The sequence below is a fragment of the Corynebacterium sp. Marseille-P4321 genome (assembly GCF_903645305.1).
In the GTDB taxonomy this organism is placed as follows: Bacteria; Actinomycetota; Actinomycetes; order Mycobacteriales; family Mycobacteriaceae; genus Corynebacterium.
This window is the reverse complement of the sequence record NZ_CAHJXO010000001.1, coordinates 600,093-616,330: the sequence shown is the minus strand read 5'-3', so window position 1 is coordinate 616,330 and position 16,238 is coordinate 600,093. Positions and strand designations below refer to the sequence as shown.

18 protein-coding genes are annotated in these 16,238 nt (G+C 66.2%); 3 read left to right on the top strand and 15 right to left on the bottom strand.

Translation table 11 applies throughout. The annotated features are described in order from the left end of the window. Positions 1 to 78: 78 nt before the first annotated feature. Positions 79 to 1,929, bottom strand: coding sequence for a translation elongation factor 4 (gene lepA / locus HWX32_RS02695; RefSeq protein ID WP_175934617.1), 1,851 nt, complete (start codon positions 1,927 to 1,929; stop codon positions 79 to 81). 120 nt (positions 1,930 to 2,049) lie between these two features. Between lepA and HWX32_RS02690 the strand changes: the two genes are divergently transcribed. From HWX32_RS02690 to HWX32_RS02680, 3 genes are all read left to right on the top strand, one after another. Next, positions 2,050 to 2,556, top strand: a complete 507-nt coding sequence (locus HWX32_RS02690) for a type II toxin-antitoxin system PemK/MazF family toxin (protein WP_075469527.1) — start codon at positions 2,050 to 2,052, stop codon at positions 2,554 to 2,556. 191 nt (positions 2,557 to 2,747) lie between these two features. Beyond that, positions 2,748 to 3,020 carry a 30S ribosomal protein S20 gene (gene rpsT, locus HWX32_RS02685; protein ID WP_075469528.1) on the top strand — a complete coding sequence of 91 codons (273 nt, stop codon included), beginning with the start codon at positions 2,748 to 2,750 and terminating at the stop codon, positions 3,018 to 3,020. A gap of 131 nt (positions 3,021 to 3,151) precedes the next feature. Then, positions 3,152 to 4,192: a PHB depolymerase family esterase gene (locus HWX32_RS02680; protein ID WP_254868234.1), complete on the top strand. Its 1,041-nt coding sequence runs from the start codon at positions 3,152 to 3,154 to the stop codon at positions 4,190 to 4,192. 5 nt (positions 4,193 to 4,197) lie between these two features. On the opposite strand, the gene HWX32_RS02675 is transcribed toward HWX32_RS02680, so the two are convergent. The 14 genes from HWX32_RS02675 to proB form a co-directional block, all read right to left on the bottom strand. Beyond that, positions 4,198 to 4,839 (bottom strand): LysE family translocator, encoded by a 642-nt coding sequence (locus tag HWX32_RS02675; RefSeq protein ID WP_175935007.1) that lies wholly within the window; start codon positions 4,837 to 4,839, stop codon positions 4,198 to 4,200. After that, positions 4,839 to 5,228: an ankyrin repeat domain-containing protein gene (locus HWX32_RS02670; protein WP_254868233.1), complete on the bottom strand. Its 390-nt coding sequence runs from the start codon at positions 5,226 to 5,228 to the stop codon at positions 4,839 to 4,841. The genes HWX32_RS02675 and HWX32_RS02670 overlap by 1 nt, the downstream gene beginning before the upstream one ends. A gap of 13 nt (positions 5,229 to 5,241) precedes the next feature. Further along, positions 5,242 to 6,177: a DNA polymerase III subunit delta gene (gene holA / locus HWX32_RS02665; protein WP_075469529.1), complete on the bottom strand. Its 936-nt coding sequence runs from the start codon at positions 6,175 to 6,177 to the stop codon at positions 5,242 to 5,244. After that, complete coding sequence (locus HWX32_RS02660) at positions 6,174 to 7,808, bottom strand: ComEC/Rec2 family competence protein (protein WP_175934616.1); 1,635 nt, start codon at positions 7,806 to 7,808, stop codon at positions 6,174 to 6,176. Before HWX32_RS02660 ends, holA begins: the two co-directional genes overlap by 4 nt. A gap of 2 nt (positions 7,809 to 7,810) precedes the next feature. Beyond that, positions 7,811 to 8,488, bottom strand: coding sequence for a ComEA family DNA-binding protein (locus HWX32_RS02655; RefSeq protein WP_175934615.1), 678 nt, complete (start codon positions 8,486 to 8,488; stop codon positions 7,811 to 7,813). Positions 8,489 to 8,600: 112 nt separating this feature from the next. Further along, positions 8,601 to 9,416 carry a DegV family protein gene (locus tag HWX32_RS02650; RefSeq protein ID WP_175935006.1) on the bottom strand — a complete coding sequence of 272 codons (816 nt, stop codon included), beginning with the start codon at positions 9,414 to 9,416 and terminating at the stop codon, positions 8,601 to 8,603. Next, entirely contained in the window at positions 9,416 to 10,069 is a 654-nt protein-coding gene (locus HWX32_RS02645) for a histidine phosphatase family protein (protein WP_075469532.1), read from the bottom strand. The genes HWX32_RS02650 and HWX32_RS02645 overlap by 1 nt, the downstream gene beginning before the upstream one ends. A gap of 28 nt (positions 10,070 to 10,097) precedes the next feature. Beyond that, complete coding sequence (gene rsfS / locus HWX32_RS02640; RefSeq protein ID WP_075469533.1) at positions 10,098 to 10,571, bottom strand: ribosome silencing factor; 474 nt, start codon at positions 10,569 to 10,571, stop codon at positions 10,098 to 10,100. Between the two features lie 111 nt (positions 10,572 to 10,682). Next, entirely contained in the window at positions 10,683 to 11,309 is a 627-nt protein-coding gene (nadD, locus tag HWX32_RS02635; RefSeq protein WP_175934614.1) for a nicotinate-nucleotide adenylyltransferase, read from the bottom strand. An 8-nt stretch (positions 11,310 to 11,317) separates the two neighbouring features. Next, a complete protein-coding gene (locus tag HWX32_RS02630) occupies positions 11,318 to 11,695 on the bottom strand; it encodes a hypothetical protein (RefSeq protein ID WP_175934613.1) in 378 nt (125 codons plus the stop codon). A gap of 117 nt (positions 11,696 to 11,812) precedes the next feature. Beyond that, positions 11,813 to 12,751, bottom strand: coding sequence for a cutinase family protein (locus HWX32_RS02625; protein WP_082259979.1), 939 nt, complete (start codon positions 12,749 to 12,751; stop codon positions 11,813 to 11,815). A 44-nt stretch (positions 12,752 to 12,795) separates the two neighbouring features. Further along, on the bottom strand, positions 12,796 to 14,100 hold the full coding sequence (locus HWX32_RS02620; RefSeq protein ID WP_175934612.1) for a glutamate-5-semialdehyde dehydrogenase: 1,305 nt from the start codon (positions 14,098 to 14,100) through the stop codon (positions 12,796 to 12,798). Between the two features lie 54 nt (positions 14,101 to 14,154). Next, positions 14,155 to 15,075: a D-isomer specific 2-hydroxyacid dehydrogenase family protein gene (locus HWX32_RS02615; RefSeq protein ID WP_175934611.1), complete on the bottom strand. Its 921-nt coding sequence runs from the start codon at positions 15,073 to 15,075 to the stop codon at positions 14,155 to 14,157. Positions 15,076 to 15,093: 18 nt separating this feature from the next. Then, the gene (gene proB / locus HWX32_RS02610; protein ID WP_075469538.1) at positions 15,094 to 16,233 is read right to left on the bottom strand and encodes a glutamate 5-kinase; all 1,140 of its coding nucleotides are present in this window, start codon (positions 16,231 to 16,233) and stop codon (positions 15,094 to 15,096) included. Positions 16,234 to 16,238: the final 5 nt, after the last annotated feature.

The window sequence follows — 16,238 nt, the reverse complement described above, 5'->3', positions numbered from 1 at the left end:
GAAAATGAAGGATCTGACACGGCAATGCAGAATCCTTCAGTGCGGCGGGCCAAGAAAGGGGGCCCGCCCGAAACGCCCCTACTCCTCGTCGGTGGACAGCGCCGCGACGAACGCCTCCTGCGGCACCGTCACCGAACCGATGGCCTTCATGCGCTTCTTACCGGCCTTCTGCTTCTCCAGCAGCTTGCGCTTACGAGAGATGTCGCCGCCGTAGCACTTCGACAGCACGTCCTTGCGCATCGCGCGGATGTTTTCCCTAGCGATGATCTTGGAGCCGATCGCCGCCTGGACGGGCACCTCGAACTGCTGGCGCGGGATGAGCTCCTTGAGCTTCTTGGTCATCTTGTTGCCGTACCACTGCGCGGAGTCCTTGTGCACGATGGCGGAGAACGCGTCCACGGGCTCGCCTTGCAGCAGAATGTCCACCTTCACCAGGTCGGCGAGCTGCTCGCCGGCCTCCTCGTAGTTCAAGGAGGCGTAGCCCTTCGTGCGGGACTTCAACATGTCGAAGAAGTCGAAGATGATCTCGCCGAGCGGCATGATGTAGCGCAACTCCACGCGGTCCTCGGAGAGGTACTCCATGTTCTTCATCTGGCCGCGTTTGGACTGGCACAGCTCCATGGTCGGGCCGACGAACTCCTGCGGCACGATGATGGTCATGTTCACAATCGGCTCGTAGACCTCGGGGATCTTGCCGCCGGGCCAGTCGGAGGGGTTGTGCACGATCTGCTCCTCGCCGTCCTCGCGCACCACGCGGTAGGTCACGCTCGGCGCGGTGGAGATCAGATCCAGGTCGAACTCGCGCTCCAACCGCGTGCGGGTGATCTCCATGTGCAAAAGCCCCAAAAACCCGCAGCGGAAACCGAAACCCAAGGCGACTGATGTTTCCGGCTCCCAGGTCAGGGATGCGTCGTTAAGCTGCAGCTTCTCCAGGCTCTCGCGCAGCGCCGGGAAGTCCTCCTGGCTCACGGGGAACAGGCCCGAGTACACCATCGGCTTGACGTCCTCGAAGCCCTCCAAAGGTTCGGAAGCGCCGTTGGAAGCCCAGGTGACGGTGTCGCCGACGCGGGTGTCGCGCACGTCTTTCACGCCGGTGATGAGGTAGCCCACCTCACCGGGGCCCAGCCCTTTCGTCTTCTTCATGGTGGGCGAGACGACGCCGATCTCCAGGATTTCCAGCGTCTTGCCGGTGTTCATCATCTGGACTTTTTGGTTCGGCTCGAGGCGGCCGTCCATCATGCGCACGTAGGTCACCACGCCGCGGTAGGTGTCGTAGACGGAGTCGAAGATCAAAGCACGCGCCGGGGCGTCGGTCGCTGCCGCGCCCGACGGGGAGGTCGGAGGTGGAACCATTTCCACTACGCGGTCCAAAAGCTCCGGCACGCCCTCGCCGGTCTTGCCGGAGACGCGCAGAACGTCCTCCGGCTCGCAGCCGATGATGTTGGCAATCTCCAGCGAATACTTCTCCGGGTCGGCCGCCGGCAGGTCGATCTTGTTCAGCACCGGGATGATTTCCAGGTCGTTGTCGATGGCCATGTAGAGGTTGGCCAGGGTTTGGGCCTCGATGCCCTGGGCTGCGTCGACAAGCAAAATTGCCCCCTCGCACGCGTCGAGCGAACGGGCGACCTCGTACGAAAAGTCCACGTGGCCGGGGGTGTCGATCATCTGCAGGACAACCTCGTCGCCGGCGGCGGTGGTCCAGGGCAGGCGCACGTTCTGGGCTTTGATGGTGATGCCGCGTTCGCGCTCGATGTCCATGTTGTCCAGGTACTGGTCGCGCATCTCGCGTTCGTCGACCACCTGGGACAGCTGCAGGATGCGGTCGGCGAGGGTGGACTTGCCGTGATCGATGTGGGCGATAATGCAGAAGTTCCTGATGCGGGAGGGGTCGGTGAACGTCTCTTCCGCGAAATTCTTCTTGGCAGCCATAATTACCGCATCTTACTTGGGCGGGGGCGGGGTGAGGAATTCTTCGCGCCGAAACGACTTGTGGGGCCCTCACCTTTACCTATAGAGTGACCGGAAGAGGCAATCCGGAGGGTTGAGCACATGGCGTTCGAGCGGTTCAAACGGCTCAAGGACCGGCGCAAACCGGGGTCCCTGGAGCAGGGGCTGGCGCTGCTGAACGAGCGCATGAGCAGTCGCCACGAGCCGCAGGTTGTTCGCGCGTCGCGGGTGGATGTGCGCCCCACCGCGTCGATTGCACGCAACATCACGTACGCGCCGGACATGGATGGCGGTGCGGAGCCAGGCGAGGTGGTGTGGCTGACGGTGCCGTCGAATCCGCCGAAGCAGCGCTCGATGTTGATTGTGGGCCGCGAGCGCCACGACGTGTTGGGGCTCCTCATCTCCCCCGATGAGGCGCATGAGCAGGACGAGCGCTGGTTCGAAATCGGCCCGGGCGAGTGGTGCGAGACGGGTCGGCCGTGCTGGGTGCGCCTGGATAAGACGCTGGTAGTGCCGGAATCCGACGTGCACCGCCGCGGCACGACGGTGCCTCCGAGGCGCTTTGAGCGCATTGCGAACAGGTTGCGGGAGCGTTTCGACTGGACCTGATGTAGGGGGCTTTTGCTTATCGACGGCTCCGCTTGCTACTCTTTTCGGGTTGTTCGTACCCGGCCGTTTAACGGGTGCGCTCCGCTGCGCGGGCAGGACCTTGGGTCCGCGTTCTTCTGAAAGCGGGGTGCAAAAGCCCTGGCCGGGTCGTCGACTATGACACTCGATTTGAACCGAAGAGGTATCTGAAGATGGCAAACATTAAGCAGCAGAAGAAGCGCGTGCTGACCAACGAGAAGCGTCGCATGCGCAACAAGTCGGTCCGCTCCGCGGCCCGCACCGAGATCCGCAAGTTCCGCGAGGCTGTGGAGTCCGGCGACAAGGCTGCCGCTGAGGCACAGCTGCGCGTGGCTTCCCGCAAGCTGGACAAGGCCGTGACCAAGGGCGTGTTCCACCGCAACTCCGCGGCGAACAAGAAGTCCAACATGGCTCGCGCCCTGAACAAGATGGAGCAGTCCGCGTAAGCTTTTGCGCCTGCACCATCTGTCGATGAACCGCCCTCAATGCAGGGCGGTTTTTTCGTGCTCAGGCCCGCTCAGCCAGTTTTTCTGGTCCCGCGTGTAACGCCGGGCCGGGTGGTCTACGATTACCCGTTGTGAAAATCTCCCGCCGCGCCGCCGCTGCCGCGCTTGCCGTCAGCCTGCCGCTTTCCACTGTCACCGTTTCCCAGCCCGCCGGGGCCCAGCCCGCCGAGGTGCAGGCGCAGTACGCCGCGCGCCAGGACATTGAGAAGATGTTGCAGCGGTTTATGCCGGTGCTCACCCCTGAGGTGGTGGCCGGGTTGTCCTTGCTGGCGCTGGTTATCGCAGGGCTGATCATCGCGCCGGTGGCGGAGGCGATGGGTTCGTCGTTCGTGCCCAGCTTCGGAGATGTGGACGGCGAAGACCTGCGCGGCGGCAAGCAGTACAAGCGGGGGCTACCCGGCGGCCGCACGTACAACGTCATCCTGCCGGAAGGCTACGAGCACGGGAAGACCTACCCGGTAATCATCGGCTTCGGCGGCTGGCAGCACACCGCCGAGCAGGCTCGCGGCTACCAGCGCCTGGAAGACAACACCCGCGACACAATCGTGGTGTACGCCCAGGGCGAAGACAACGCGTGGGGCGGCGCGCCGTACGCGAGTGCGTCTTTGAACAGCGATATCTCGTACGTGCGCAACGTGATCAACGACGTGGCGTCGAAGTATGGCGGCGATAGAAACCGGGTGGCCGCGGTGGGTCTGTCCAACGGCGGCGGCATGGCGGCAGCGCTCGCCTGCCACGCCCCGGACACGGTTAAGGCGGTGGCCACGGTGGCGGGCGCATTCTACAACCCGACGGTCACCGGCTGCGCCCCCGGCGCGGTGCCCACGCTTATCATCCACGGCACCGCCGACGACATCGTCTCCTACTACGGCGGCACCCGCCACGGCGCGCCGTACCAGTCGGTTAACCAGGTCTTTGACACCTTCCGCACGAAGAACGGTTGCGGCTATACGGTGAGCGACACTGGCTCCTGGAAGGTCACTACCACCACGGCGCAGCGCTGCAACGCCGAGACGGTGCTGCAGACGGTCCACGGCGGCGGCCACACTTGGTTCCCGTCCGCCCCGGTCGCGTCCGAGGAAACCACGAAGTTCCTCTCGCGCCACCTCTAAGGCGACTACAAGGCGAGCGCTCCCCTGACCATCAGGGTGGCGCCCACTACGACGAAAAACACGCCGGCGCCGATGTCGATGTAGGGCCCGGCGCGCAGGAACTTGTGGCGCACCACCTCGGTGGAGATTGTCTGCACCAGTACGGCGAAGAGCGCAAGCGAGCTCAGCCACAGCGCCAGGACGACCAGCACCGCGGTGGCCAGCGAGGGGTTCGGCGGCAGGAGTGGCGCGATCATGGCGGACAGCGCCACCACGATCTTCGGGTTGGCCAGGTTGGTGGCCAGACCGCGCAGGTAGGCGGCTTTGACGGTGCCCAGTCGCCGTTCGGCCTCCGCGAGGTCGAGCGGCGGGTTGTAGCGTTCCGCCACGCCCGAGCGGACGTTTTGCACGCCCATGTAGATCAGTATGGTCCCTCCGACGATCTGGATGTAGGTCAGCGCTTGCGGAAACGCGTTGAGCAGCGCCGTTGCGCCGAACACCGTGAGCGCGCACCATACGAGCACTCCGGTTTGAATACCGAGCGTGCTTGCCCACGCGTGCCTGCGCGAGCGCACCGCGGTGCGTGTCATAAGCACCATGTCGGGGCCGGGCGCGGCGGCGCCGACCAGGTTGAGCCCGACGATTACCGCGAGGTCGCCGGGCGCGATCACTCCATGCGCTCCGCAAGGTCGTCGCGGCCGAACATGCGCGCGGTGTCAATCGCGTTGGGGGTGCCGGCTTTGGGGTCGGCGCCAGCGTCGATAAGCAATGCGGCGACCTCGTCTTCCTTCCTGAAGATCGCGCCCGCTAACGGCGACTGCCCGCGAGCATTTTGCTTATCGACGTCCGCCTGCCGGCCAATCAAACCCCGCACCAATTCCGCGTGCCCGTTGTAGGCGGCAAGCATGAGGAGTGAGTTGCCGTCCTGGTTGGACAGGTCCACGGCGACGCCGTGGTCGACGTAATCGAGCAAGGCCATGTCGCCTGCGCGGGCGAGGTCGAACAGTTTGCCCGCGAAGGCTTGTATGTCGGCGGGCACGTCTTGTGGCACAGTCACGCGCGCAAACTTATCATGCGAGTTCCGCGATGCGGCGCACAGCGTTTTCCACCGCGAATTCCTCGTCCCCGCCCTGGCCTTTCACCTCTGCGTCGAGGTCGGCGACGATGATCACGGCCTGGGATACCGCGTCGCCGGACCACTGCCTGGCGACTTGCATGGTGCGCTTCGCCACGTAGGGGTTCATGCCGGCGGCGCGGGCGATTTGGTCCGGGTTGCCGCGTTGGCCGTACAGTTTGGCGATGTCGCCGACCTTGTGCGCGAGCGCCGCCGCAATCGCGACGGGGCTGGTGCCCAGCTGCAGTGCGCGCCGCGTCGAGGCGAGCGCCCTGTCTGCGCGCCCCGCCACCGCTTGGTCCGCGATGTCGAACCCGGCCACCTCCGCCACGCCCACGTAGTACTGGCGCACGGAGGCGACGGTGATCTCTCCTTCGGTGTCCGCGACGAGTTGGCCGACAGCGGATGAGAGCTCGCGCAGGTCGGATCCCACCGACTCAAGCAACGCGGCAACGACGTCAGGGGTGGGGCGCACGCCGTGGCGGCGGAACTCGTTGGTGACGAAGCTGCGGCGGTCGCCGTCGCGAAGCGGTGTGGCGTCGTGCACCTCGGCGATCTTCTCGAACTTTTTCACCATCGCTTTTTGCCGCCCGCCGCCGGTGTGCTCGATGATGAGCGTCATGCCGGGGGCGGGGTTGACGCAGGCTTCGAGCAGAATCTGGGTGGGTTCCTTACCAGCCAGCTCGGCGTGCTTGACCACCACCACTCGTTCCTCCGCGAACAGCGAGGGACTAGTGGCCATCACCAGCTCTCCTTCGTTGACTTCCCCCGCGCGCAGTGTGGTCACCTCCGCGGCGGGACCAGCCGCTTCGATGATTGCCTTGGTGGCGCGTTCGGCGAGGAATTCTTCTTCGCCAAGCACGAGGTGCACGGGGTGATTCATGGCCGTCATTCTAAAGCCCCTCCAAGTACCTGGGTGCCGTCCGGGTAAACCCGCACGTCGCCGTCGCGGTTGGGAAAGATCACGGGTACTCCTTCCCGGGTGACCACCGGCCGCGAGTGCGGGGCGCCCTCCTCGAGCACCACCACTAGCTGGGTGCCTGCAGGCAGGGGCTCAACCTCGTCGAGCGTGGAAACCACGTGCGCGTCAAGCTGGGACAGGTCGACGGGGCGCGGGTGCGGTCCGGGCAGTACCACCCACGCGAGTACGGCCGCGGTGAGCCCGATGGTGGCACGCGGGCGAGCGCTGAGGAAGCCGAAGATGATCCACCCGTAGGCCACCGCAACAGTTAGGGGCCCAGCCGCTACCGTGGCGCCCGGGAACCCCGCGCCAGCTTCCGCCACCAGCCGCACCCAGCCGGCGAGAGGCTCCACCACCCGCAACACCGGCACGTGCAATCCGCCGGGCAGAAGACTCAGCACTGCTGCCACAAGCCCCAAGACCGTCACAGGCCCGGTCACCGGGGCCACGAGCACGTTCGCGGCCACGGAGACAAGCGAGACGCGCCCCGCCATCATCGCCACCACGGGCATGGTGGAAAGATCCGCCGCCACCGCGACGGCGAGCGCACGAACGAAGATGTCCGGCCACCCGGTAGGTGCCAGCACCCGGTACAGCAGCGGCGTGAGCGCAACAATGCCCGCCGTCGCCGCCACCGAGAGCGCGAAGCCGTAGTGCACCGCGAGGTCTGAATCCACCAGCACCAGCCCGATCACCGAAAGGCACAGCGCGTGCATCGGCTCCGACTGACGGGAGGCGAGCACTGCGGTGAGCCCCACCAGCCCAGTCACCGAGGCGCGCAGCACGCTCGGCTCCGGCCCGACGAGCGCGGCGTAGACCAAAAGCGCCACGGCCGCCGCCGCGATGCGCCCCCGCAGCCCGAGGCCCACCGCCGCCGCAGCCACGGCCGCAAACGCGGTGACGATCGCGATGTTCGCCCCCGACACGGCCGACAAGTGGGACAGGCCAGTATCAATGTAGGCCTGTTGTTCGGCTGGGGCTTGCAAGGAAACGTCGCCAAGCACCATGCCCGGAATGAGCCCGCGCGCACCCTCGCCCACCTGCCGTTCCACCGCGGCGCCGAACGTGACTCGCACGTGCTGCGCGAACGCCGCGATGCCCTCCGGCGGGGCGAGCGCCTCCACCGCCCCGTTGATGGTGAACGGGTTCACGCCGGGTCGGCCCGACTCCCCCACCTGGCCGCGCACGGCCACCCACGCGCCCGGCACCACCTCGGCGTCGAGTTGCTCGGTGAACACCGGCGTGGGCGCAGGCTGGCCCGGCGCCAGCACACGCACGAGGTAGGCCCCGCTCGTGGTGCGTTTGGGCGCACCGCTTACGATGCCCTCCACCACCCCGGCCAACTCCACTGCACGCGCAATCCGCACCCGCACATGCGACGTGACCACCGCGGCGGCACCACACCCTGCCACCAGTACAGCTTGCCCCGCCTCACGCCACACCGCGCACGCCACCGCGGCGGCCGCCACCACAAGCACCCCGGCCCACGCCCCGAACAGGATGCACAACGCCGCCGCTGCCCACACGGTAAGCGCTGCCGGCACCAGGCGAAGCTCCCCCATGGCTAGAGCACCACCAGATCGCGCAACGCTTCGAATTTCGCGGGCCCGATGCCTTTGACGTCCATGAGCTCCTCCACAGTGCCGAAAGGACCGTGGGCTTCGCGGTGCGCCACGATCGCCGCGGCGGTGACGTCGCCGACCCCCGGCAGGCTGGTCAACTCCTGGGCGGTGGCGAGGTTGAGCGAAACGCCGCCGGCGCCGCCCGCTCCACCGCCCGGTGCTGCCATTCCGGGCGGATTGGCCTGCGGGGGCGGTGGTGCGCCGCTGGCTTGAACGTGGATCTGTTGACCGTCGACAAGCAACTGCGCCTGGTTCAGCACAATTGTGTCGGCGTGGGGAAACGGGCGGGCGATGTGCAGCGCGTCGGCGATCCGCGCTCCCTCGTGCAGCGAGATCAACCCCGGGTTTTCCACCTCACCCACCACGGAGACCACCACCACGCCGAGCTGCTCAGTGGGCGCCGCCACCTGCTCCCACTCCACCTCAGTTACCCCCTCCTCGCCCGGAGCATTTCCGCCACGCAGCACCGCCCACCCCAGCACCAGCGCGAGCACGCAACCGGCAGCCGCGACGGCCTGCTTCACCGTCACGTGCACCCGCGGCTCCGGGTACCGCACTTTAAGTAGGTCCTCTTCCCCGGTGGGCCGCGTCAACTCCCCGATACGCTCGATAGCCCTCATGGCGCACACGCTAAACCCCGCGCGCACGTAGCGGAAGACCCCCACCCGAAACCTGTGGATAACGTTGTCGAGACGTCACCTATCTCGCAAGGTTATCCACAGGGGCGTCGCGTTACCCCTGCTCTTGGGCCGAAAACACAACGGACAGTCCGAGGGCCCCAGAGCCGGTATGCACCGCCAATACGGGCGACATCGGCTCGACTAACACGTGGGAGCCCTCCGGCAACTGATCACGTAGAAGCTCGGCGAGCTGCGCTGCCGACTCGGGTGCGTCTGCGTGCTGGATGGCGGCGAACACCGCGTTGCCCGCGGCACGCTCAGCCACCAACTCGCCGAGTTTCGCGAAGGCCTTCGACTGGGTGCGCGTCTTGCCCGCCAACTCCAGCTTGCCGTCGCTGACGTGCAGGATCGGCTTGTTCGCAAGCAGCGCCGCCGACAGCACCGAGGTGCCGGTGGACAGCCTGCCGGACTTGCGCAGGTCGTCGAGCTGGTGCAGATAAAGCCACGTCTCGGAGCGGGCCAGCGTAGATTCCGCCATCGCGACGCACTCGTCTAGGCTGCCGCCCTCGCGCGCCACCGTCGCCGCCGCCATCGCGGCCGCCCCGATCGCCATACCCGCCGTCTGCGTTTCCACCACCCGCACCGTGCCCGGAAACACCGCGGAGGCCGACACCGCCGCCGACCACGTCGAAGACAGCGACTTACCTAAGTGCAGCGCCACTACTCCGTCGTCGCCGCCGCGCTCGAGCTGGCGGGCGTAGCAGGCGGCTAGCTCCAGCGCGCTCAACCCCGAGGTTGTCGCGCTATCAGGCTCGCCCTCCGCACCCGCAGTTCCGACGACGTGCATGTCCGCCACTGTGATCCCCAGCTCCGCGACGATCTCGTCCGTCAACCCGGCGGAGGAGTCCACCACGACGCGCACGGCCATCAGTTCAGCCCCCGGTTCCATGCCTCGAGGTACCACTGCCAACCGGACGGCTCGTCGAGAAGCATCTGCTCCTGCCCGTACCGCGGCATTGCCACCAACCGCGACGTGTTCGCATTGCCCAGCCCCTTGAGCAGCGGGTACTGCGCTACCTCGAGTCCGAGCAGCGAGGACGTCAGCGCCGAAATTGTTCCGCCGTGCGCGACGACGAGCACCGTCGAGTCCTCCCACTGCGCGTAGCTGCGCATGAGCTCATCGACGGCCTCGCGCGCCCGCGCGGCAACATCCACGCGGCTCTCCCCCTCCGGCGGCGCCCAATGCGCATTGTTGCGCCAATGCGCCCGCGCACCCGAATGCGCATTATCCACTTCGTCGTGGGTCAGCCCCTGCCACGTACCAAGGTTCGTTTCGCGCAATCGCTTATCGACGCTCACTTCCAACCCCAAATCATCTCCCACCACCTGCGCCGTGGCATACGCCCGCTGCAAGTCGGAGGAGACGATCTTCCTGATACCGGCGTCACGCAACTCCTCGGCCGCTGCGTGTGCCTGCGCGAGCCCCCGCTCGGAGAGCTCCGTGTCCAGTTGCCCCTGCATCCGGCGCGTGGCGTTGTAGGTCGTCTCGCCGTGGCGCAGCAGGATCAGTCGTCGTCGCATGGTCGTGGGATTACCGGGCGCTTCGCCGCTAGAACTCGTCTTCCGCAGGTGCCGGGCCGTCGCCAGCCAGCGGAAGGTCCTCCAGGTGCTGTGCGGAGCGCGCCTGGGACTCATCGCCGAACGCGGCCGGGCGCCGGTACGCCTCCAGCCCTTCCACCTCGATGACCGGGCAGTCGGCGTAGAGACGGTCCAGGCCGTAGAAGTCGCGCTCCGCCTCGCGCTGCACGTGCACCACGAAGTTGCCGTAATCCAGCAGCACCCAGCGGTTTTCTCGGTTGCCCTCGCGGCGCTGCGGCTCGAGCCCGTTATCTGTCAGCTCGCTTTCCACCTCTTCAACAATCGCCGCCACCTGGCGCTCGCTCTCGGCCGAAGCGATGACGAAGATGTCGGTGATGGCCATAACGTTGGACACGTCGAGCACGGCGATGTTCGCGCCGAGCTTTTCATCTGCGGCCTTCGCCGCGATGGTGGCTTGTTCAATAGAGATGGGCTGAGCTGTCAACTGGGGCAATCCTTACCTTGTGTATTGGGCACGCAGGGTCCCGCACACCACGCGCGGGATAAGACTTCGCCATTGTCCCACGGCAACCCGGCTAAACGCCACCTGTGCGCGTCAGTTCGAGGAATATAGGCGGTTTTTCGCGATGTACTGCACCACCCCGTCAGGCACGAGGTACCACACGGGCCGGTGCTGGCTGGCACGTTCGCGGCAATCGGTGGACGAGATCGCCATCGCCGGGATCTCCACCAGGTGCACCCGCTCCTGAATGTCGGCAGGCAGCATGTCCTCGCTCAGCTCGTAGCCCGGGCGGGTGACGCCAACGAACTCAGCGAGCGTGAACATCTCCTCCCAATCGTGCCAGGACATGATCGAGCTCAACGCGTCCGCACCCGTGATGAAGTACAGGGCTTCCTCCGGGAACTGTTTGCGCAGGTCTTTAAGGGTGTCAATGGTGTATGTCGGCCCGCCGCGGTCGATGTCCACGCGCGAAACGGAAAACCGAGGGTTCGACGCGGTGGCGATCACTGTCATCAGATAGCGGTCCTCCGCCGGGGAGATCGACCGGTCCGCCTTCTGCCACGGTTGGCCGGTGGGCACGAAGATCACCTCATCCAGCGCGAAGCGGTCTGCCACCTCACTCGCCGCAACCAGGTGGCCGTGGTGGATGGGATCGAAGGTGCCGCCCATCACCCCGATGCGCCGGGCATTATCCAGTGACGCCGCGAAATGCTCAGTCATGTTTTCCCTCACCACCGCGGCGGGACGACCCGCACGTTCAACGCGTCGACAAACAGCCAGCCCAGCCCAACCAGCGCTGCGATGATCGCGCCCACAATGCCAACCACGGCGCCGATACCCAGCTCCGACGACGAGGTGTCCTTGTCCACCCAGTTCGGCTGCTCCCCCGCCTGGGCGGCGGAAGAACCAGCGGTCACCGGCATCGGCTGTGAGCTGCCCGGCTTCACCGCGTTGGCAGGCACGGGGTCGGTTCTGCACCGCTGCTTGCCGTCCGGGCCGAGAGCCGGGACCCAGTTGCCCTGGTTGTCACGCAACACGTCGCCGTTTTCATCGACTAACCAGGAGCAGGTCTGCTTCGAAAACGTCTCCGCCTCGCGGACTGCCACGGCGTGAGCCGCAGGAATTGAACCACTTGCGCAGGCCACGACGGTCGTGGCCGCCAAAGCGACCCGGGAAAAGCGGTGCATGAAGGCTCCGAACTGAATAACTCGAAGGGGAAAAACTTAGCGGTATCGTACTTGATCCACGAAGCGGCCGAAAGCATCCGAGACCTGGTTGTCCCAGCGCGACGGCCGGAGGTAGTAGCGGCCGTGGTTGCCGCCCGTTGGGGCGGAGGCAACCAGCGTCTGGATAGACAGGTCGCATACCGCATCTTGCGGCAGGCAGTAATTCACACGGTTGCGGGTGGCCGCGGCGGACTTGGAGTTAAACGGCAGCGCACCCAGCATGCCGCCCGCGCCACCGCCGGGCACGCCCACGGTGGACGGGTCGCGCGGGGCAGTGTTCGGGTTGCCGAAGTACACCACGCCCGCCAGCTGACCGCGGCGCGCAAGTTCGCGTTCGTGCTCCAGCAGGATCATCGCGCCCTGCGAGAAGCCCGAGAGGATGTATTTCGGGCGGCAGCCGGTGGCGCGCTCGTAATCGTTGACCATCTGCATCACGCCGCCGCGGCCTGTCTGCACGGAATCCATGAACTCGTTCGCCGCCCGGCGCGCCTGCATAAACACCGGGCTCGCCCACTGCACCGCAAGGCCTAAGGCCTGCAGCAGCGTGGCCGGGACGGCAATCTCAGGCTTGTCGTACTCCGGGAACGTCGCCGGGTAGTAGCGCGGCTCCAGCCCAATGACTTCGACGTCCTTCATCAGCGAGTTGCCGCCGTGCGTGGCGCGGTAGCGCCCCTCCGCGTGCCGCAGGAACGCGCGGATCGTCTCGCCTTCCCAGCCATTGGACACCCACGGTGCCTCCGGCGCGTAGCGGGTGCGGTACACCTGGGTGTTCTGTCCGGAGCCGCGCGCGGCGATAACCGCCACGGCGGGGCAGCGCGTCTGCGCGTGCGCCTCCGGAGCGGGCGCGACCGGGCTGACCGTCGCGGTAACGGCAGCGATGAAAGCAACGGCGAGCAGCGCGAAACGGCCGCGGAAAGTAGTACGGGGGTTCAGCACGCCCGATACCTTATCCCGCCGGCCCCCGGTTGTCCCATTGGCGGCTACGGACGGGTTTGACCGGTGCCCTCCAAAATCCACTTCGTGGTGGTCAGCTCGGGCAACGCCATCGGCCCGCGCGCATGCAGTTTCTGGGTGGAGATGCCGATCTCCGCGCCGAATCCGTACTGCTCCCCATCCGTGAACGCGGTCGAGGCGTTGAGCATCACCGCAGCAGAGTCCACTTCGTTGGCGAAGCGCTGCAGCACGTACGCGTCGCGCGCGCAGATGGCGTCGGTGTGCCCGCTGGAGTAGCGGCGGATGTGCTCGATCGCGCCGTCCACCCCGTCCACAACCGCCACAGCGATGTCCATCGAGAGGTACTCCTCCTCCCAGTCGGCTTCGGTCGCGGGCACCACACCAGAAGCAGCAAGCTTATCGACGTCTCCGTGCACCACCACCCCGGCATCCTGCAACGCGGTAATCACTTGCAGGCGCGTGCTGGCGGGCAAGGCTTCGTCGAGAAGCGCGCTCTCCGTCGCGTTGCACACGCTCACGCGCCGAGTTTTGCCGTTGAGCAGCACCGCGATGGCTTCCTCGACGTCCGCGGATGCGTCGATGTAGACGTGGCAGTTGCCGGTGCCCGTCTCAATCGCGGGCACGGTCGCGCCGGTGACCACCGCGTCGATAAGCCGCGCACTACCGCGCGGAATGACCACATCCACGAGCCCGCGCGCCGTGATCAAGTCCTGCACCGAGTCGTGGCTGTCGCACGGGAGCAGCTGTACCGCCTCCCGTGGCAGGCCCTGCTGCGCAAGGGTGTCCTGCAGGATGTCCACGAGCTTCTCGTTCGAGTGCCGCGCCGTCTTCGACCCGCGCAGCAGCGCGACGTTTCCCGATTTCAACGCCAGGCCGAACGCGTCCACGGTGACGTTCGGACGCGCCTCATACACCATGCCCATCACACCCAGCGGCACGCGGACCTGCTTCATCTGGATGCCGTTCGGCATCGTGCGGCCGGTGAGCACCTCCCCCACCGGGTCCGGCAGACCCGCCACCTGTAGAAGGCCGCCGGCGATACCCTCGATGCGGCCCTGGTCCAGCGCGAGGCGGTCGAGGAGCGAATCCGCCATGCCCTGCTCGCGGCCGGAGGCGAGGTCCTCCCCGTTCGCCTCCAGGATCTCCTCGGCCCGGCTCAGCAGCGCCTCCGCGGCGGCAACAAGCACCGCGTCTTTCTCGCGCGTGGGCAACGCCGCCAACCTCGGGGCAACTTCCTTCGCTGCGCGCGCCTTCGCCAGGACCTCGTCGCGCTCCGCCTGCCGTGCCTCGGGTGTCTGTGTCATGGTGGTCATGCTGGTCATGCGGGTCATGCGGGCAATAGTAGTTCACCACCCGCTCTGAATTTAGCGCTTCAGCGGCGGGCGCTAGTAGCCAGCCTCCACGTCAACCTCGGTAGCCATCTTCTCGCCAGATTCGTACAGCTCCCAGTTCTTCTGCGTCAGCGCGCCGATGCGCCGCTTCATGTACCGCGGGATGTTCGCAACGTGCGGCGTGATCACGCAATTATCCAGGTCCCACAACGTGTGGTCTGCGGGCAACGGCTCCGGCTCGGTGACGTCCAGGCCCGCTCCACGGATCGCTCCGGATTCCAGCGCCCGGGTCAGCGCGTCGGTGTCCACCAGCGGCCCGCGGCCGACGTTGACCACCACCGCAGAATCCTTCATCCTCCCCAGCGTCTCATCGTTCACCATGCGGCGGGTCTCTTCCGTCAGGGGCGTGAGCAGCACGAAGTAATCGTTTTCCGCCCAGACATCCGCCGCATCATCCATCTTCACCGTGCGGTTCGCGCCCTCCACCTCGTTGCCGGAGCGGTTCACGGCCGTAATATCCATCCCGAAGGGCTCCAAGAAACGGATCAACGTCTTGCCGATGCCACCTGCGCCAATCAGCGCGAGCTTCTTTTCGCCGAAAAGATACTGCTTCTCTTCAAAAAGCTGCAGGTTGTTCCACTCCCGGTCCACGGCCTTCAATCGATGCTCCACCGCAAGCAGGAGGGCGAGAGCAGACTCGGCCACCGTATCGTCGTAAAGCCCGCCCGCATTGGCGAAGCGCACCCCATTCTTCGCATGTTTTTCCAGCGTGCCGTTTTCCAGCAACGCCTCAACTCCGGCGTAAACAATCTGCACGAGCTTCACGCTCTCCGGCAGCGTGTCCGGAAAATCGTCCGGGCCGCCACGGAACAGCAGCACGTCTGGGTCGTCCTCCAGCTGCACGAACTCGTGGCCTTCACCCTCGAGTTCTTCAACCGGCGTGTCCCAGGGCTTCGGCAGAAATGCGAACTTCATGCCCGCCCAGGGTAGCGCCTACAGCCGTGACGCGTAGTTGGACAGGTAATCCGCGTGGACCACCGGGCGGCGCTCGTGCTCCGGCAAATCGGCCGTGGCCTTGCCCAGCATCCCCGCGAGCTCGGCTGCGTCGTAGGCGACCTCGCCGCGGCCGATAGCCTCCGACTCCGGGCCCAGAATCTCCACGATGTCGCCAGCGTGGAACTCACCCTCAATGCCAGTAATGCCCACCGCGAGCAGGCTGGTGCCACCCCGGGTCACAGCGCTCACAGCGCCCGCATCCAATCGCAGCACCCCTTCCGCATCGGCGGCATAAAGAGCCCAGAACTTCCACGCCGAAAGTTTGCGCCCGGGGCGGGTGTGGAAGACGGTGCCCACTTCAGCGCTATCGAGCGCCCGCTCAATATTCGCCGTCGAGGTCAGCAACACCGGCACCCCGCCGCGTGCGGCAAGGCGAGCCGCCGAAACCTTCGCCGCCATGCCGCCGGTGCCGAAGACTCCTCCGTCGCCCGCCTGCACCGCGTCCAAGTCCTTGCCGGTGCGCACCTGCGAAATCAAGCGCGCGCCCGGCTCCGCGGGATTTTTGTCGTACAGCCCGTCCACGTCCGAGAGCAGCACCAAAGCATCCGCGCCGACAAGCGTCGACACGATGGCAGAGAGCCGGTCGTTGTCGCCGAAACGCATCTCGGAGGTGGCCACCGTATCGTTCTCGTTGACAATCGGCACCGTACCCAGCTGGCGCAGCCTGTCAATGGTGCGCTGCGCGTTCCGCGCCCGCTCGCGAACCCCCGCATCCGCCTGGGTGAGCAACACCTGCCCGATCGTGCGCCCATAACGGGCAAACGACTGGCCCCAGGACTGCGCGAGGTGAATCTGCCCCACCGCCGCCGCGGCCTGCTTCGTGGCCAAATCCTTCGGCCGCACCTTCAACCCCAGCCCCGGCATCCCGGCCGCGATTGCGCCGGAGGACACCACAATCACGTCCGTGCCTCGAGCGATACGCGCCTCAATCGCATCGACGATGCGGTCGATTTTGGTTTGGGAGACGGCACCGGAGGCGTCGACAAGCGAGCTCGTGCCAAGCTTAACGACGATCTTGCGCGCCGACGCGATACCGCGTCGAAGCTCGGATTCTGGGATGGGTGTTGCTGTCTCCATGAAGG